Origin of the sequence: Streptomyces sp. HM190 (genome assembly GCF_009857135.1) — a bacterium.
Classification (GTDB): domain Bacteria; phylum Actinomycetota; class Actinomycetes; order Streptomycetales; family Streptomycetaceae; genus Streptomyces; species Streptomyces heilongjiangensis.
In genome coordinates, this window is sequence record NZ_CP047318.1 from 3,627,232 (window position 1) to 3,644,949 (window position 17,718).

13 protein-coding genes, 1 tRNA gene and 1 pseudogene are annotated in these 17,718 nt (G+C 71.6%); 11 read left to right on the forward strand and 4 right to left on the reverse strand.

The features are described 5' to 3' along the window. Nucleotides 1-248: 248 nt before the first annotated feature. The 3 genes and pseudogenes from GSY65_RS15235 to GSY65_RS15245 all read left to right on the forward strand — a co-directional run bounded on the left by GSY65_RS15235 (nt 249) and on the right by GSY65_RS15245 (nt 4,265). Nucleotides 249-1,766, forward strand: coding sequence for an MFS transporter (locus GSY65_RS15235; protein ID WP_201452547.1), 1,518 nt, complete (start codon nt 249-251; stop codon nt 1,764-1,766). Nucleotides 1,767-2,038: 272 nt separating this feature from the next. Then, nucleotides 2,039-2,524, forward strand: a pseudogene (locus GSY65_RS15240) (DUF485 domain-containing protein); the annotation flags it as partial. Between the two features lie 76 nt (nt 2,525-2,600). Further along, nucleotides 2,601-4,265, forward strand: coding sequence for a sodium/solute symporter (locus tag GSY65_RS15245; RefSeq protein WP_159768551.1), 1,665 nt, complete (start codon nt 2,601-2,603; stop codon nt 4,263-4,265). Nucleotides 4,266-4,383: 118 nt separating this feature from the next. On the opposite strand, the gene GSY65_RS15250 is transcribed toward GSY65_RS15245, so the two are convergent. The 3 genes from GSY65_RS15250 to GSY65_RS15260 all read right to left on the reverse strand — a co-directional run bounded on the left by GSY65_RS15250 (nt 4,384) and on the right by GSY65_RS15260 (nt 9,298). Further along, nucleotides 4,384-5,265 carry a cellulose-binding protein gene (locus tag GSY65_RS15250; RefSeq protein WP_159768553.1) on the reverse strand — a complete coding sequence of 294 codons (882 nt, stop codon included), beginning with the start codon at nt 5,263-5,265 and terminating at the stop codon, nt 4,384-4,386. 213 nt (nt 5,266-5,478) lie between these two features. After that, nucleotides 5,479-8,289, reverse strand: a complete 2,811-nt coding sequence (locus GSY65_RS15255) for an SUKH-4 family immunity protein (protein WP_159768555.1) — start codon at nt 8,287-8,289, stop codon at nt 5,479-5,481. 7 nt (nt 8,290-8,296) lie between these two features. Further along, complete coding sequence (locus tag GSY65_RS15260; RefSeq protein ID WP_159768557.1) at nt 8,297-9,298, reverse strand: SMI1/KNR4 family protein; 1,002 nt, start codon at nt 9,296-9,298, stop codon at nt 8,297-8,299. Between the two features lie 385 nt (nt 9,299-9,683). On the opposite strand from GSY65_RS15260, the gene GSY65_RS15265 reads away from it, so the two are divergent. Both GSY65_RS15265 and GSY65_RS15270 read left to right on the forward strand, forming a co-directional pair. After that, a complete protein-coding gene (locus GSY65_RS15265) occupies nt 9,684-10,184 on the forward strand; it encodes a YwqJ-related putative deaminase (RefSeq protein WP_159768559.1) in 501 nt (166 codons plus the stop codon). A gap of 298 nt (nt 10,185-10,482) precedes the next feature. Continuing rightward, nucleotides 10,483-10,977, forward strand: a complete 495-nt coding sequence (locus GSY65_RS15270) for an SUKH-3 domain-containing protein (RefSeq protein WP_159768561.1) — start codon at nt 10,483-10,485, stop codon at nt 10,975-10,977. Nucleotides 10,978-11,073: 96 nt separating this feature from the next. On the opposite strand, the gene GSY65_RS15275 is transcribed toward GSY65_RS15270, so the two are convergent. Beyond that, entirely contained in the window at nt 11,074-12,429 is a 1,356-nt protein-coding gene (locus GSY65_RS15275) for a sensor histidine kinase (protein ID WP_159768563.1), read from the reverse strand. A 167-nt stretch (nt 12,430-12,596) separates the two neighbouring features. On the opposite strand from GSY65_RS15275, the gene GSY65_RS15280 reads away from it, so the two are divergent. From GSY65_RS15280 to pth, 6 genes are all read left to right on the forward strand, one after another. Continuing rightward, nucleotides 12,597-13,469, forward strand: coding sequence for a helix-turn-helix domain-containing protein (locus tag GSY65_RS15280; protein ID WP_159768565.1), 873 nt, complete (start codon nt 12,597-12,599; stop codon nt 13,467-13,469). A 6-nt stretch (nt 13,470-13,475) separates the two neighbouring features. Then, nucleotides 13,476-13,546 (forward strand) — tRNA-Gln (locus tag GSY65_RS15285). Between the two features lie 125 nt (nt 13,547-13,671). Next, nucleotides 13,672-15,120, forward strand: a complete 1,449-nt coding sequence (gene glmU / locus GSY65_RS15290; protein WP_159775992.1) for a bifunctional UDP-N-acetylglucosamine diphosphorylase/glucosamine-1-phosphate N-acetyltransferase GlmU — start codon at nt 13,672-13,674, stop codon at nt 15,118-15,120. 106 nt (nt 15,121-15,226) lie between these two features. Continuing rightward, a complete protein-coding gene (locus GSY65_RS15295) occupies nt 15,227-16,201 on the forward strand; it encodes a ribose-phosphate diphosphokinase (RefSeq protein ID WP_055522386.1) in 975 nt (324 codons plus the stop codon). A gap of 196 nt (nt 16,202-16,397) precedes the next feature. Next, a complete protein-coding gene (locus GSY65_RS15300) occupies nt 16,398-16,991 on the forward strand; it encodes a 50S ribosomal protein L25/general stress protein Ctc (RefSeq protein ID WP_159768567.1) in 594 nt (197 codons plus the stop codon). An 88-nt stretch (nt 16,992-17,079) separates the two neighbouring features. Next, nucleotides 17,080-17,682 carry an aminoacyl-tRNA hydrolase gene (pth, locus tag GSY65_RS15305; RefSeq protein ID WP_159768569.1) on the forward strand — a complete coding sequence of 201 codons (603 nt, stop codon included), beginning with the start codon at nt 17,080-17,082 and terminating at the stop codon, nt 17,680-17,682. Nucleotides 17,683-17,718: the final 36 nt, after the last annotated feature.

The following is a 17,718-nucleotide window of genomic DNA, read 5'->3' on the forward strand; positions in this document are numbered from 1 at the left end:
CCGGTGCGCCGCCCCCCAGCGGCGTAAAGCCAGGTTAAGGACGCCGCCGCCCCCGTCTCTTCCTCCGCCGGTACGAACCCGCCCCTGGCCGTTGTACGGAGATACCCCTAAGGGATCTCCACCGAGGGGTGGAGACGGTCTCAGGGTTCGGCTCCGCCTTCCGGCGCAGCCAGGCTGCACCCTGCCGTGACGTGAGGGGCAAGTGGCATGGTGGTCCCCGGCAGATGGATGCAGGGGGAAGGAACCCGGTGGGCGAGACACGACCCGCGCTGCGCGACGCGGCGGAGCAGACCGCATCCGGCAGACGAGGGGCGGTCACCGCCGCGCTCATGCTGGCGATGGGCCTGGCCGCGCTGGACTCCACGATCGTCTCGACCGCCGTCCCGCAGATCGTCGCCGACCTGGGCGGCTTCTCCGTCTTCTCCTGGCTGTTCTCGGGCTATCTGCTCGCCGTCACCGTCACCCTCCCCGTCTACGGCAAGCTCTCCGACACCTTCGGCCGCAAGCCGGTGCTGATCGCGGGCGCCGCCCTGTTCCTGCTGGGGTCGCTGCTGTGCGCGCTGGCCTGGAACATGGGCGCGCTGATCGCCTTCCGGGTCGTCCAGGGCCTGGGCGGCGGGGCGCTGCAGGGCACCGTGCAGACACTGGCGGCCGACCTCTACCCGCTGGAGGAGCGCCCCAGGATCCAGGCCAGGCTGTCCACGGTGTGGGCGGTGTCGGCGGTGACCGGCCCCGGGGTGGGCGGGGTCCTCGCCGCGTACGCGGACTGGCGCTGGATCTTCCTGATCAACCTCCCGCTCGGCGCGGCGGCCCTGTGGCTCCTGGTGAAGCACCTGCACGAGCCGGTCCGGGAGCGGACCGCGCGGCCCCGGGCGGACTGGGCCGGCGCCCTGACGATCTTCGCCTGCGGGGGCGCCCTGCTGACCGCGCTGGTGCAGGGCGGAGTGGCCTGGGCGTGGCTGTCCTGGCCCTCCCTGACCCTGCTGGGCACGGGAGCCGCCCTCGTGGTGGCGCTGGTCCTCATCGAACGCCGCGCCGCGGAACCGATCATCCCCGGCTGGGTGTGGCGCCGCCGCGCGATCGCCGCCGTGAACCTGGCGCTGGCCGCGCTGGGCCTGCTGATGGTGGCGCCGACGGTGTTCCTGGCGACCTACGCCCAGTCGGTGCTGGGGCTGGCCCCGGTGGCCGCCGGCTTCGTCGTCTCCGTCTGGACCCTGAGCTGGCCGGTGTCGGCGGCCCTGAGCCAGCACGTCTACCGCCGCATCGGCTTCCGGGACACGGCGATCCTGGGCATCACGGCGGCGGCGCTGCTGCTGTTCGCGTTTCCGTTCCTCCCCTACCCGGGGGAGGCCTGGCAGCCGACGCTGCTGATGCTCCTGCTGGGCGCCGCGCTGGGCCTGTTCCAGCTCCCGCTGATCGTGGGCGTCCAGTCGACGGTGGGCTGGGAGGAACGGGGCACGGCGACGGCGTCGATCCTCTTCTGCCGCCAGACGGGCCAGACCCTGGGCGCGGCGCTCTTCGGCGCGGTCGCGAACGGTGTCCTGGCCTCCCGTCTGGGCGGCGCGGGCGACCTCGACGCGGTGACCCACGGCCTGGACGCGGGCACGACGGCGGAGCCGGTCCGCCGCGCGGTCGCGGAGGCGGTCCACGCGGTGTACCTGGGAGCGGCGTGCGCGGCGACGGTCGCGCTGCTGGTGCTGCTGGTGGTGGCGCCGCGCAGGTTCCCGGTGCTGAAGGACGGCCGGCCCGACGGACTGACGGACTGAGGGCCTGAGGGCCTGAGGGCCTGGGCAACGACGACCTGCCGCGGCGGGTCGGCGGCGCGGCGGCGCGGCGGCGCGGCGGAGGGCCGCGGAAAAGCCTGAGTTAATCCGGGTAACACCCCAGGTCAGGGCGGGTTCCCAGAAGAAAGCGCATACCGACCGCTCAGTTTGCGGAAAACGTCGCGCGGCACCGAACCCACGGGTAGCGTTCACGCCCGCCCCCCGCTCCCTGCGGTCCGCAGGCACCGGACCAGAGCCGCGCAAGGAGACAAGGGATGACCGACCCGTTCCCGTCACCCCCACACCGTTCCCCCTACGATCCCTCAACCCCGTACGCCCCGCAGTCCCCACCACCCACGTACCCGAGGCCGTACCCGTCCGCGTCCGAGCCGTCGTACCCGTCCGCGTTCGGACCGCCGTCCGCGCCACCGCTCCCCGACGAGCCCGACGACCCCCCGCCGCACCACCACGGCGACCTGCGTCTGCTGCGGAGCGCCTACCGCCGCCAGCGGCGGGTGGCGACACTGACCGCGCTGGGCTACTTCCTGTGCTTCCTGCTCCTGTCGGCGTTCGCCCCGTCGTACATGACGGGCACGGTCAGCGGCGGACTGTCGACGGGACTGCTGCTCGGGCTGCTCCAGGTGCCGGTGACCTGTCTGGCGATCTGGCTGTACGAACGCACCGCGCGCCGCCGCGTGGACCCGCTCGCGGACCGGATCCGCCGGCTCGCGGAGGCCGAGGCACGCCGGGACGCCAGGCGCGAGGCGGACCGCACCCGCCGCAGCACGGACCGCGCCCCCGACGGGGCACCCACAACTCCTCGTGGGGGCCCACCCGATGATCACCACCGCCGCCCCCTCCCTGCCCACCGCCGCCGGCGTCCTCACCGAGTTCAGCGGGTCGGCGCAGGCCATGTCGCTCGTGGGGTTCACCGCGGTCGCGACGGTCACGCTGCTGCTGTGCGTGATGACCGGCCCGGACCGCGACGACCTCGACGAGTTCTACACCGGCTACAGCTCGCTCTCCCCCCTGCGCAACGGCCTGGCGATCGCGGGCGACTACATCTCCGCGGCGACGGTCCTCGGCACCGGCGGGGTCATCGCCCTGTTCGGCTACGACGGTGTCGTCCTCGCCCTCAGCACGGCCCTGTCGCTGATGCTGCTGATGTTCCTGCTGGCCGAACCCCTGCGCAACGCGGGCCGGTTCACGATGGGCGACGCGCTGGCCCGGCGGATGCCCGGCCGGACCGTACGCATCACGGCCTGCGTCGTGACGATCGCGGCGCTGATGCCGATGATGCTGGTGCAGCTGGCCGGCACCGGCGACCTGCTGGCGTTCATCCTCGGCTTCTCCAACGACAGCCTGAAGACCGGCGTGGTGGTGATCGTCGGCGCGCTGATGATCGGCTACGCGGCGATCGGCGGGATGAAGGGCACCGCCCTCATCCAGATCATCAAGATCGTGATGCTGCTCGGTTCCGGCGGGATCATCGCCGTCCTGATCCTCGACCGGTTCGACTGGGACCTGGGCCTGCTGCTGGGCGCCGCCGCGGCGAACAGCGGGGTCGGCAGCGGCTTCCTCCACTCCGGGCTCCAGTTCTCGGGCGGCCCGTACCCGGAAATCGACATGATCAGCGCCGAGTTGACCGTCGTCCTCGGCGGCGCCTGCCTGCCCCACGTCACCATGCGCACGTACACCGCGCGCAGCGCCCGCCAGATCCGCCGCTCGCTGTCCTGGGCGGTGCCGTCGGTCGCGCTGTTCGTGCTGGTCATCTCGGTCGTCGGCTTCGGCGCGACGGCCCTGATCGGCCGCGAGGTCATCGCGGCGGCCGACCCGCAGGGCAACACGGCCTATCTGCTGGGTTCGATGGCGGCGTTCGGCACCCAGGTGTCCACGGCGGAGACCCTGCTGTTCACCACGGTCGCCACCGCGGTCTTCCTGACGCTGCTCGCGTCGGTGGCCGGCATGATCCTCGCCTGCGCCAACTCCCTCGCGCACGACGTCTTCGCCGCCGTCGCCTCCGCACCCCTCACACCCCGCCGTGAGATGACCATCGCCCGGCTCTCCGCGGGCGCGGTCGGTGTCACCGCGATCGTCCTCGCCACCCTGGTCCAGAACCGCAGCCTGCAACCGCTGGTCACGCTCTCGTTCTGCCTGGGCGCCTCGGCGATCGCCCCCGCCCTGGTGTACAGCCTCTTCTGGCGCCGCTACACCCGTACGGGCCTGATGTGCACGCTCATCGGCGGCACCCTCGCCGTCCTGGTCCTCATGACCGGCACCAACCTCGTGTCCGGTTCCCCGTACGCGGCGTTCCCGCGCGCCGACTTCAACTGGTTCCCCTTCACCACCACCGGCCTGGTCTCCATCCCGCTGGGCTTCGCGTGCGGCTGGCTGGGCACGGTGTGGTCCGGCCGCGGCAGGGCGGAGGAACAGCGCAGGCAGTACGAGGCGGTGCAGGCCCGGATCCTCGCCGGAGCGGCGAGGAGGAGCACCGGAGACTGAGGCCGACGAGCGGCCGGCAAACCGGGACCGGTACCCGGCCGACCCTCGGTCACCGGCCCTCGGTCACCGGCCCTCGGTCACCGCCTCTCAGAGTCACCGGCCCTCGGCCCCGGCTCTCTCAGTCCGTGAGCGCCGACAGGCTGTCGCGGACGTAGTCCATCTGCACCTTCAGTCCCTCTCCGCGCTCGGCGTGCTCGCGCAGGACCCGCTCGGTGTCCCGCGCGACGCGCTCCTCCCGGACCCGTGCCTGCGCGATCACCTCGGCGGCACGGGCCTCCGCCTCCGCCTGCGTCTGCGCCGCGTGCCGCTCCGCCTCGGCGAGAGCCCGCTCCGCCTCGACGACGGCGGCCTCCGCGCGGGCGACCCGCTCCGCGTCACGGGCGTCGAACACGGCCTCCCGCTCGGCGACCGCCCGCTCGATGTCGGCCACCCGCTCGGCGAACTCCTTGTCGATCTCCGTGAGCATCCCCTCGGTGCGCTCCCGCACCTCCCGCAGCGCGGCCAGCGCCTCGGCCCGCCCCTCCTTCACGGACAGCCGCGCGGCGATCCGCAGATCGTCCGCCTCCGCCCGCGCCGCCAGCACCCGCTGCCGGGCCCTCTCCTCCGCCTCGCCACGCACCTGGTCGGCGTACGACCGCGACTCCTCCCGCAACCGCCGCGCGGCCTCCTCGGCCTCCTCGACGAACCGCCGGGCATCGGCGCGACCGCCCTCCCGCAGCGCCGCCGCCTCCTCGACGCAGAGATCGAACAACTGCCGCGCCCGCCCACCGAGCGCCTCGTACGTCTGCTGGGGAAGCCCGGCGACGGTCTCCCGGAGCCGGGCCAGCTCCGCGCCCATCTCCTTGGCGAGCACGGTCAGCCGGGCCGCCCGCTCCCACGCCGCGTCACGGTCCCGCGAGAGGGCCGCCGCGCAGGCGTCGACCTGGTCGGGGCGGTAGCCACGCCGCACGACGTCGAACTCGAAGTCGCACCCGTGGGGCGCCGTCGGTGCGCTGCTCATGCTGGGAACCTCTCGCCGGACGCACACGAAATGCCGATGTGGCGCATATCTTGATGGATCCGGCAGACGTGTTCATAACACGACACTCCGGGCGCGGGTCCGGGCGGCGCAAGCACGTCACGCGGGACGGCGGACAACACCGAGGGGCCGGGCCCGGTCGTACGACCGGGCCCGGCCCCTCGCGTGCACACCGCCTGCGTCAGCGACCGCGGGTCACAGCAAGCCGTCCCACATCTGCTCCAGCAGCACCGACCACCAGCTCTCCGGCGAACCGAGCGCCGCCGGGTCCAGCGCGGCCAACTGCGCCTGGAAGTCGACGGTCCAACGGCCCGCCTGCTCCTGGTTCAGCCCGAACCGCAGCCGCCACATCCGGCCCAGCAGCGCCAGGCAGCGCGTGAACTCCGGCAGCCCGGTGTTCACGAACTGCGGCGGTACGGGCGCACCGCCCGGCCCCGCCTCCACCGGCACCGCCACGATGTTCGCCGTGCCGTACTGCACGCACAGCGCCTTGCCGAAGTCGCTGCCCATCACCAGGTACGAGCCCGCGTCCGCCGCCGGCTGCACACCCCGCTCCTGCGCCAGCTCCGCCAGCGTCGGCACCGGACGGCCCGGCTGGGCCTGCGCCCAGAAGAACGGCCCCATGTCCACCGGCAGTCCGGCCACCACCAGCGTGTGCGCCACGATCGGCGGCACACCCTGCCGCGACACCGCCTGCTGGTCGAACCGGAACACCCCCGGCCCGAACGCCGCCGCCAGCTCCTGCCCGATCGCCTCCGGCGGAATCGGCGGCGCCGGCTGCACCGGCGGCAACGGCGCACGCACCGGCGCGGGCCGCGCCGGACCGTCCGCCACCTGGTGCAACTCGCCCTGGTGCGCCAGCAGCTGCGCCATGCCCTGCTGCCGGCTCGCGTGGTCCTTGCCGTACGGGGCGATGGACGTGATGCGCGCGTTCGGCCACTGCTCCCGGATCATCCGCGCGCAGTAGGCGCCCGGCAGCTCGCACGACTCCAGCTCCGTGTGCAGCTCCAGCACCGCCTCCGGCGGAATGTTCAGGGCACGCAGCTCGTGGAAGATCTGCCACTCCGGGTGCGGGGTGCCCGGGGCGGAACGCCGGATCACCTGCTGCTCGGAGCCGTCGGGCGCGCGGTACCGCAGCACGGCCTGGTAGCCGGGGCCCACGGTCGGCTGCCCCATCGGCTGCGGCGGATACCCGTACGCCGGCGGACCACCCATCGGCTGCCCGGGGTGCCCCGGATGGCCCGGGTGACCGGGGTGACCGGGCATGCCCTGCGGCCCCGGCGGCACACCGGGCGCGCCGGGCGGCTGCGGCATGCCGGGCGCGCCGGGACCGCCCACCGCGGGCCCGGCCAGCATCGTCTCGGCGTGATGCACCGGAGCGGGGCCACCGGGCGGGGGACCGGGCTGCCCCGGAGCACCGGGAGCACCCGGCGGCTGCGGTGCCCCCGGACCACCCACGGCGGGCCCGGCCAGCATCGTCGCCGCATGGTGCACCCCACCGGCGGGCGTACCCCCCGGCGGATTCGGCGCACCAGGCGCACCGGGAGCCCCAGGCGCACCGGGCACACCCGGCGGCTGCGGCGCGCCCGGACCGCCGAGCGACGGCCCGGCCAGCATCGTCGCCGCGTGATGCACCCCACCGGCGGGCGTACCCCCCGGCGGATGCGGCGCACCCGGCGCACCCGGCTGGCCCGGAGCGCCGGGCACGCCCTCGGGCCCGTCCGGGCCGAGGGCGGAGACCATCTGCGTCGGCACGTACGCGCCGGCCGGCGCACCCGGAGCGGACGGCGGGGGCGTCGCACCCGGACGGGCACCCGGCGCACCGGGCACCCCCGGCGGGGGCGGCGGCGTGGCCGGCCCACCGCGCCTGCGCGGGGGCGGCGCCGCCTTGCTCGTCGCGGCGTCGGCGATGTCCCCCGCGTTCGGCGCCGGCGGACGCCCCGGCGGCGGAGTACCGGGTCCCTGCGGGTACCCGTACGACGGGGCGCCGGGCGGCGGGGTCCCCGGACCCTGCGGACCGCCCTGCGGGTACCCGTACGACGGCGTACCCGGCGGCGGCGGCGTCGCCGGACCGGCCGGCGGCGGCGACTGCGGCTGCCCCGACGGGTCCAGGGCGGGAGCCACGGCCGTACGCGGAAGCCGGCTGCCGCCGGAGATCAGCGCCGTCTTGGCTTCGGGCAGGGCACTGGGCGGCGGCGCGTCGTCCTCGTCGCTCACCTCGGTCAGCTGCGGCGCGAACACCGTGTCCGGCAGCGGCACCGAACGGTCGTCCTCGATCTCGGCGTTGGTGTCCGTACCGGCCCACGGCGTCGCCCCGTCCGGCACACCCGGCACCGCGTCCCGCGGCTCGGCGTCCCTCGGCGGCGGCACCGCGTCGCGCACCTCGTCCTCCGCCGACGCGGCGGCCGGCCACGGCGTGGCGTCCGCCAGCACCGGAGCCCCACCCACGGAAGGCGGGGAGGCCGGCGAGGACGGGGAAGCCGGTCCCGACGGCCCGGCCAGCGTCTCCGACATCGCACCACCGGCCACCGAGCCCGCCGGACGCGCCCCGGCACCGTCCGACGCACCAGCACCGGAGCCGACACCAGCACCAGCGCCTGAGCCGGTACCCGCGCCCGAACGGCGATCCGGGATCCCCATCCGGTCCGCCGCGTCCTGCAACCACTCCGGCGGAGTCAACAGGAACGACGTCTGGTTCAGATCCACCCGCGCCGCAGGAGCCGGCGCCTCGCCCGGAGGCGCCTCCGTCCGGCCGTACTCCTCCTCATAACGGCGGATCACCTCACCCACCGGCAGCGACGGCCACAACGTGGCCTCCCCGCTGTCCCGGGCGATCACCAGCCGCTGCGCACCACCGTCGGACCGCGGACCGTCCGCCCGGTCCTCCGCCCACACCACGAACCCCAGGTCGAACTCCCGCACCCGCACCTCACGGTGCTGGTACGCGGGCAGATCACCGTTGATCCACTCCTCGGCGCGCTCCTGCGCCTGAGCGAACGTCACCATCGAGAACTCACTCCCCCACCGAGGACGCGGCGCCCACCGGCACGGCGCGGGCGAACCCACCGTCCACCATCAGATTCGCCACCGTCTCCAACTCCGGCGGATTGCCCGCCAACCGGGACAGGAACACGTCGAAGTCCTCACCGGCGGGGAGCAACAACCGCTCCACCCGCTCGGCCGGCGGCAACGACGGATCCACGTCACGGGCGTCGTCGTACGCGCAGAACCACACCGACCCGATCCGGTCGCCCTTCACCTTCACCGCGACCAGCCCACCCTGCGCGAACGCCACCGCCAGGTAGTCCTTCGTCAGATGGTCCCGCAGACACTTGTTGACATACACCAGGTCATTGATCGCCGCCTCGTCCCGCACCGTGAAGAACGGCTGGTCCACCAGCAGCCCCAACTCCGCGTCCAGCGCCGCCCCCACCGGAGCACAACCGCCCGCCGCCTTCAGGAACGACCGGTACGCCCCCGGCAACCGGTACCCGAGGTCCTCCTCGACCCCCTGCACCTGCGACTCCGTCACCGCAACCGCCGACGACTTCGGCAACCCGAAATGCGCCGGCCGCGTCTCCTGCAACGGCCGCGTGCCCCGCTTGCCCTGGTCGACCCGCGCCGTCGCGATACCCCCGTGGTGCCGCAGCAGCGCCTTCACCTCGACCGGCACCAGCTCCAGCCGCCGACCGCCCACCACGTGGTGCCACGTCCAGCCGTGCGGCGTCGCCACCGGCGGGATCGTGTCCCACAACTCGTGCCCCGACGCCGCCAGCGCCGCGTTCGCGGACACGTAGTCCGTCAACCGCAGCTCATCCACACCGAACCCCTCCGGGGGATCGGCGATCTCCGCCGCGGCACGCGCGTAGGGCGAGAAGTCCGGATAGCCGTGCGCGTCCACACGAACACCCCTCGGATGACGCGCGGCCCGGACCGGGTCCGGAAACTGCACGACCTGCCCGGCATAGGCCGCGTTCGGCGGCGCGGCTTGCTGCCCGAGCCGACCTGTCGTCATGGCGGTAGCCCCCTGCGGCGTTCTCGACCTGTTCTGGTACTGGCTGACTGTGCTGGCTGTGCTGACCGTGCCGGCCGACCGGTCACCGGCATCCGCACGGGCCGACCACCGGCAGTGAAAAAGGCCCGTCGAAGGCCCCTTCCCACTCCCCGACCCACCCCGGACCCACACCCGAAAGCAGGACCCGCACGGATCGCGGTTGTCGACAGCCTATGCGGTACGGCGACACCGGTCACCGGCCCTCCGCTTCCGTGACCAGCCGTCACACCACCCTCACCGTGTGCCGAAGCCCGGGCGTGTCGCAGCGCCCCAGCTTCCACACCGGCCACACCGTTTGGCACTCTGTGTCCGCTGACGGGGGATGCGACAGGAGGGGACGACGATCATGAGCACGACGCAGGCAGGACCCTCGGGCGATCCACGCATCGGCTGGAGCAGCACCGAACAGCCGCACGCACCCACCCTCCTCCACCGCCGCGACGGCATCCTGCCCACCGTCGCCGCCGCCCTCTCCGTACGCGGAGAGACCCTCACCGGCACCGCGGCGCGCGGCGACCACGCCCCGCCCCTGCACCCCCTCGTCCAGGAGTTCCTCGACTCCCTCGCCACCGCGCAACGCGACCGCTTCACCGGCCGCTGCGCCGAGGCCATCCTCATCTCCCGGCTCATCACCACCGCCGACGCGGCCCGCAGCAAGCGCGCCGCCCGCAGACCCATGACCAACGGCGAGGCCCGCAAGGCCCTCAAGCAGGCCAAACTCACCACCCGCCACATCCGCGAGGACGGCGACCCCCTCCACGGCGGCTTCGCCACCCCCTGCCGCTCCTGCACCGCCCTCAGCGCCCACTTCGGCGTCCGCATCGTCGACCCGACCGAGGGCAACTGAACAAGACCCCGGAACCAGGAGTACCGAGGAGGACTCCCGCAGGAGAACCACCCGAGCGGGACCGACACACCGGAAACCCCCGGAACCACCACCCCGCACGACACGTCACCTGGTACGCGGACAGACACCCGACCCCCACCCACCCCGAAGACCCCAGGACACCCGAAGCCCCCACCACTCACCACCCCACGACCACCCAGGACCACCCGTCCGGCCCACACCGACCCCCACCGGCCACCGGCCACCAAACCGACCCGCGCCGACACACCGGGCCGAACCACCGACGAACAAAGGGCAGATGCACACCGACCGCACCTCCACCACGCGCTTCTCCGTACCCGTCGACGCCGCCCTGCGCGCCGCCGGCTGGCAGCCCGGACGCTGGGACATAAAGCAGGCCGAGTACTGGGCCGACACCCTGCGCGAACACACCTCGCCCGCAGGACACCGCCACGCGGTCTTCCCCGCCGCGGTCGAGGCCTGGGCCGAGTTCGGCGGCCTCCGCCTCAGCTCACAGGGCCCCGGCCGCCAACTCGCCCCCGTCGACCTCCACCTCGACCCCCTGCACGGCCTCCACATGGCCCGCACCCTCGGCGACCTCGGCCGCGCCCTCGACACCGAGGTCTGCCCCCTCGGCCACGAGACCGCCACCCGCGCACTCCTCGCCATCGACACCGAAGGCCGCACCTACGCCCTCGACCACACCGGCGACTGGTACCTGGGCCCCCACATCGACGCGGCCCTCGCCACCCTCCTGACAGGCACGACCCCGACCCGCCTGACCACCGGCTGAACGACCACGACCGCCCCACCCCCGAAGCCACACACGGCCCCACCGCGACCACCGCGACCACCGCAGGCACACGCCCACGCGACGGCGCGCGCGAAGCTACGCCGGAATGACCGCCGACACCCGGAACCCGCCCGCGTCCGTCGGCCCCGACACGAACACACCCCCCAGCTCGGCCACCCGCTCCTTCATCCCCAGCAACCCGTTCCCCCCACTGGGCAGCCGCGCAGCCCCCGCCGCACCCGGCTCCGGCGGCGGCCCGTTCTCCACCTGCATCGCGATCTCCGCCGAACGATGCGCAAGCCGCACATGCGTCTTCGCCCCCGCCGCGTGCTTGTGGACGTTCGTCAACGCCTCCTGCACCACCCGGTACGCCGTCTGCTCCACCTCAGCCGCATACACCCGCACCTCCCCCTCCACCGACAGCTCCACGACCATCCCCGCAGCCGCCGACTGCCCCACCAGCGCCTCCAGCTCCGCAAGCCGGGGCCCCTCCCCCACCTCGTCCTCCGCCCGCGACGCCGCAGCCGCAGCCGCCACCCCCACCGCCGCCAACGGCACCGACGCCGGCTCGGCGGACCGCACCGTGGACAACCCCTCCCCCGACCGCAGCACCCCGAGCATCTCCCGCAGCTCGGTCAACGCCTGCCGACCCATGTCCCCCACCAGCGCCGCGTTCTTCACAGCCTTCTCAGGGTCCTTCCGCGCCACCGCCTGCAACGCCGCCGCGTGCACCACCATCAACGACACCCGGTGCGCGACCACGTCGTGCATCTCCCGCGCGATCCGCGTCCGCTCCTCACCCCGGGCCCACTCCGCCCGCTCCTCCGCCCGCTCCGCGAGCAACTGAAGCTCCCGCTCCAACGAGTCCGCCCGCTCCCGCAGACTCTCCATCAACCGCCGCCGCGCCCCCACGTACAGCCCCAGCAGCACCGGCGGCGCCGTCAACCCGATCGCCACGGTCAGACCGAGGAACAGCGCGAACCACTCCCCACCACCGACCACGGCGTCCCCGCTCACCCCGCTGTCGTCACCCGCGGTGATCTGCGTGGCCTGCACGAACCACACGATGAACACCCCGGTGAACGCCATCCCGGACAGCGCCCCGATGATCCGTCTCGGCGCCTCCGACGCGGCCAGGGTGTACAGGCCGACCAGCCCCATCAGATACCCCATCTGAGCGGGCGCGACAGCGATGAACACCAGGACGACGGCGACGGGCCACATCCGCCGCACCAGCAGCACGGAACCGGCGAGCGCACCGAACACCACCCCCACGGACGAGGGCAACCCGGCGTCCCGGGCGAACTCCACGCCCTCCACCGAACACTCCAGCGCCGACACGAACGCCAGCACGCCGTCCAGCACGGCCCCCCGCCGCCGCTCCCACCACCACGGGCCGACCGGGCGGCCCTCCATCCTGGCCCCGGTGCGGTCTTCCCCCGTCGCGGTCATACCCCCAGCCTACGTTCGAGCGCCCCCGCTTTTCCGGCGAGTTTCCCGTACTGGCCTACACCACACCGCCCAATCGAACAGAAGCGAAACCACCCGGTATCCCTCGAACTGCTGAATCGCACACCGTTCGACCCCGGAACCCACCATTCCGCCCAGACGGTATGCCCATGGCACATCCGCATGGCAAGTACCCCGATTTCGAGAGCCTGCGGGCTCAGGCGATCACCTTGCGCCGCCAGGGCCACAGCCTCCGGCAGATCAAAGAGGAACTCGGCGTCCACAGCAGCGGGACCCTTCAGCGCCTCGTCGAAGGCGAACCCCCGCCCGAGTGGACCAAGCGCCCCAGAGCGAAGGACGACCTTCGCAAGAAGGCGCGAGAACTACGACAGCAGGGATGGACGTACAACCAGATCCAGGCCGAACTGGGCTGCTCGAAGAGTTCGGTGTCGCTCTGGGTGCGCGACATGCCGCACCCAGAACCCAGGCACACACCGGAGGAGCAGCGAGCACGCATGAACGCAGGACTCGCCCGCTTGCGAGCCGAACGAGACCGCGAACGCCGGCACACGAAGGAAGCAGCAGCAGCTTCGATCGGCGAACTGTCGGACCGCGAGCTGTTCCTCGCGGGCGTCGGCCTGTATTGGGCCGAAGGGACCAAGGACAAGCCGCACGCCCGCCGCGAGGCCGTGGAGTTCGTGAACAGCGACCCCGGGATGATCGCCCTCTTTCTCGCTTGGCTAGCTCTCCTTGAGGTGGGACGCGACCGTCTGCACTGCCGCGTCATGATCCACGAATCCGCGGACGTCGAGGCGGCCGAGCAGTACTGGGGCGACATCGTCGGCATCGACCGGACAGAACTCGGCAAGACCGTCCTCAAGAAACACAACCCGGCAACGATCCGCAAGAACGTCGGGGACGCATACCGCGGTTGCCTGGGCATCAAGGTTCGCCAGAGCACAGAGCTATACCGTCGCATCGAGGGCTGGTGGTACGGCATAGTGGAGGCTGTCACCGCGACCGATCCATCAAATCGGACATAGCGGTAATCCCGGGTCGTCTAAGGGCAAGACGGCGGTTTTTGGTGCCGCTTATAGGGGTTCGAATCCTCTCCCGGGAGCACATGCTCAGTTCGGGTCCTCACCCAGGTGAATGGGTCAGGACCCGCTCCCATTTCCCCCTCACTGCCCCCCGGTATCCTGCGGATGTCCACACCCCACTCATCCACAGCCGAAGGGCATCCCCGTGAGCGCAACCCGCCCGGCAGCCGTCGTCGTCCTCGCAGCGGGTGAGGGCACCCGTATGAAGTCGGCCACACCCAAGGTCCTGCACAGCATCTGTGGCCGCTCGCTGGTCGGCCACGTCCTCGCCGCCGCGCGCGAGCTGGACCCGGAGAACCTGGTGGTCGTCGTGGGGCACGCCCGCGAGCAGGTCGCCGCGCACCTGGCCGAGGTCGACCCGGGCGTGCGCACCGCGGTGCAGGCGGAGCAGAACGGGACGGGGCACGCCGTACGGATGGCTCTGGAGGAGCTGGGCGGTGGTGTCGACGGCACGGTCGTGGTGGTGTGCGGCGACACGCCGCTGCTGACGGGCGGGACGCTGCGCCGGCTCGCCGAGGCCCACGGGGCCGACGGCAACGCGGTGACCGTGCTGACGGCGGAGGTGCCGGACGCGACCGGTTATGGCCGCATCGTGCGGGACGGCGCCTCGGGTGCGGTGACGGCGATCGTGGAGCACAAGGACGCGACGGAGTCGCAGCGGGCGATCCGGGAGATCAACTCGGGTGTGTTCGCGTTCGACGGTCAGTTGCTCGCGGACGCGTTGGGGAAGGTGCGGACGGACAACAGTCAGGGTGAGGAGTACCTGACGGACGTGCTGGGGATCCTGCGGGAGGCCGGGCACCGGGTGGGTGCGTCGGTCGCGGCGGATCATCGGGAGATCGCGGGGATCAACAACCGTGTGCAGCTCGCCGAGGCGCGCCGGATCCTGAACGACCGGCTGCTCACGGAGGCCATGCTGGCGGGTGTGACGGTGGTGGATCCGGCGACGACCTGGGTGGATGTGACGGTGACGTTCGAGCAGGACGCGCTGGTCCATCCCGGTACGCAGTTGCTCGGTGCGACGCGTGTGGGTGAGGGTGCGGAGGTCGGTCCGAATGCGCGGTTGAAGGACACGGTGGTCGGGGCCGGTGCGCGGGTGGACAACACGGTGGCGGACGGTGCCGAGGTGGGGCCGCAGGCGACGGTGGGGCCGTATGCGTACTTGCGTCCGGGGACGCGTCTGGGGTTGAAGGCGAAGATCGGTACGTACGTCGAGACGAAGAACGCGTCGATCGGTGAGGGGACGAAGGTTCCGCATCTGTCGTACGTGGGGGACGCGACGATCGGTGATTACTCGAACATCGGTGCGGCGAGTGTCTTTGTGAACTACGACGGTGAGCAGAAGCATCACACGACTGTCGGCTCGCATTGCAAGACGGGTTCGGACAACATGTTTGTGGCTCCTGTCACGGTCGGGGACGGTGCGTACACCGCTGCCGGGTCCGTGATCACGAAGGATGTGCCGCCCGGTTCGCTGGCTGTGGCCCGTGGCCAGCAGCGGAATATCGAGGGTTGGGTGGCTCGGAAGCGTCCGGGGAGCGCGGCGGCGAGGGCGGCCGAGGCGGCTGCTCGGGAGGCGGAAAGCGAAAGCTGACCGGAAACGGGTGCGTCGGGGACGGCGTACCGTGATAAGTGCACACCCGCACCCCAGCTGAGCGGTCATCGATGCCCAGCTGTGACACCTCTGAGGAGACAGTGCTGTGACCGGGATCAAGACGACCGGCGAGAAGAAGATGATGTTCTTCTCCGGCCGCGCCCACCCCGAGCTTGCCGAGGAGGTCGCCCAGCAGTTGGGTGTCGGGGTCGTCCCGACGAAGGCCTTCGACTTCGCGAATGGCGAGATCTATGTGCGGTATCAGGAGTCGGCGCGTGGTGCGGACTGCTTTCTGATCCAGAGCCATACGGCTCCGATCAACAAGTGGATCATGGAGCAGTTGATCATGATCGACGCGTTGAAGCGTGCGTCGGCCCGCTCGATCACGGTGATCGTGCCGTTCTACGGTTACGCGCGGCAGGACAAGAAGCACCGTGGTCGTGAACCGATCTCGGCGCGTCTGATCGCGGATCTGATGAAGACGGCGGGTGCGGACCGGATCCTGGCGGTCGATCTGCACACGGACCAGATCCAGGGCTTCTTCGACGGTCCGGTGGATCATCTGTTCGCGCTGCCGCTGTTGGCGGACTACGTGGGCGCGAAGGTGGACCGGAGCAAGCTGACGGTGGTGTCCCCGGACGCGGGTCGGGTGCGGGTGGCGGACCGTTGGTGCGACCGGCTGGGCGCGCCGCTGGCGATCGTGCACAAGCGGCGTGACAAGGACGTGGCGAACCAGGTCACGGTGCATGAGGTCGTGGGTGAGGTCAAGGGCCGTATCTGTGTCCTGGTGGACGACATGATCGACACGGGTGGGACGATCTGTGCGGCGGCGGACGCGTTGTTCGCGCACGGTGCGGAGGATGTCATCGTGACGGCGACGCACGGTGTGCTGTCGGGTCCGGCCGCGGATCGGTTGAAGAACTCGAAGGTGAGCGAGTTCGTGTTCACCAATTCGCTGCCGACGCCGAGTGAGCTGGAGCTGGACAAGATCACGGTGCTGTCGATCGCGCCGACGATCGCGAACGCGGTGCGTGAGGTGTTCGAGGACGGTTCGGTGACGAGCCTGTTCGACGAGCAGTAGGGATCGCGGAGAGCGGTCGCGTAGAGATCGTTTTGGGTGCGGCCTCCCTCGCCGAGTAGACTGCTGCAGTTGCTCGGCGAGGGAGGCCGTCCGCGTTCTGTGTGCGGGTTCGGTGGTCCGTTATCGACGCGCTCTTCGTAGCAGGCCGTTCGTGGCCGGGTGACCACGTCCGTTGCTATCTCTACGAGGAGTGATCATGTCCGAGGTGAAGCTCACCGCGTCGACGCGTACCGAGTTCGGCAAGGGTGCGGCCCGTCGTATCCGTCGTGACGCCAAGGTTCCGGGTGTTCTGTACGGTCACGGTTCGGACCCGCTGCACCTGACGCTGCCGGGTCACGACCTGCTGCTGGCGCTGCGTACGCCGAACGTCCTGATCTCGCTGGACATCGACGGCAAGACGTCCGAGCTGGCGATCCCGAAGTCGGTGCAGCGTGACCCGATCAAGGGTTTCCTGGAGCACGTCGACCTGCTGCTCGTGAAGAAGGGCGAGAAGGTCACGGTCGAGATTCCCGTGCAGGCCGAGGGTGAGCTGGCGCCGGGTGGCAACCTGCTGGAGCACGTGCTGAACGCGCTGCCGGTCGAGGCGGAGGCCACGCACATCCCCGAGTCGGTCAGCGTCTCGGTCGAGGGTCTTGAGGCGGGTGCGTCCGTCCTGGCGAAGGACATCGCGCTGCCGAAGGGTGTTTCCCTGGCGGTCGAGGAGGACGCGGTGGTTCTCCAGGTTCTGGCGGCGCAGGCGGAGGAGCCGTCGGAGGAGGCCGCCGAGGGCGAAGAGGTCGCCGAGGCCTGAGCCGTACTGCGCCAGCGGTACAGCGAGTCTTGTTCCAGCCGCCGTCTCCCTTGCGGGAGCGGCGGCTGGTTCGCGTAGGAATGGAGACATGGACGTGACGACCGATCCCGCTGCCCCGTGGTTGATCGCCGGGTTGGGGAATCCTGGGCCCGAGTACGCGATGAATCGGCACAATGTCGGGTTCATGGTGGTGGATCTGCTGGCCGAGCGGATGGGGGGGAGGTTCAAGCGGGCCGGGAAGGCTCAGGCGCAGGTCGTGGAGGGGCGGATCGGGCCGCCGGGGCCGATGGGCCGGCGGGTGGTCCTGGTGAAGCCGATGTCGTTCATGAATCTGTCGGGTGGTCCGGTGAATGCGTTGCGGGACTTCCACAAGGTGCCGGTGGGCAACATCGTGGCCGTCCATGACGAGCTGGACATCGACTACGGGACGCTGCGGCTGAAGCTGGGCGGTGGTGACAACGGTCACAACGGGCTGAAGTCGATGACGAAGGCGATGGGGTCGGACTATCACCGGGCGCGGTTCGGGATCGGGCGTCCGCCGGGGCGGATGCCGGTGGCGGACTTCGTGTTGAAGGACTTCGCGTCGGCGGAGCGCAAGGAGTTGGACTACTTCGTGGACCGGGCGGCGGACGCGGTGGAGTGTCTGGTGATCGAGGGTCTGGAGCGGGCGCAGGGGACGTACAACTCCTGAGGGGTGGGCTGGGGAGGTTTGCGGAGGGATGGGGAC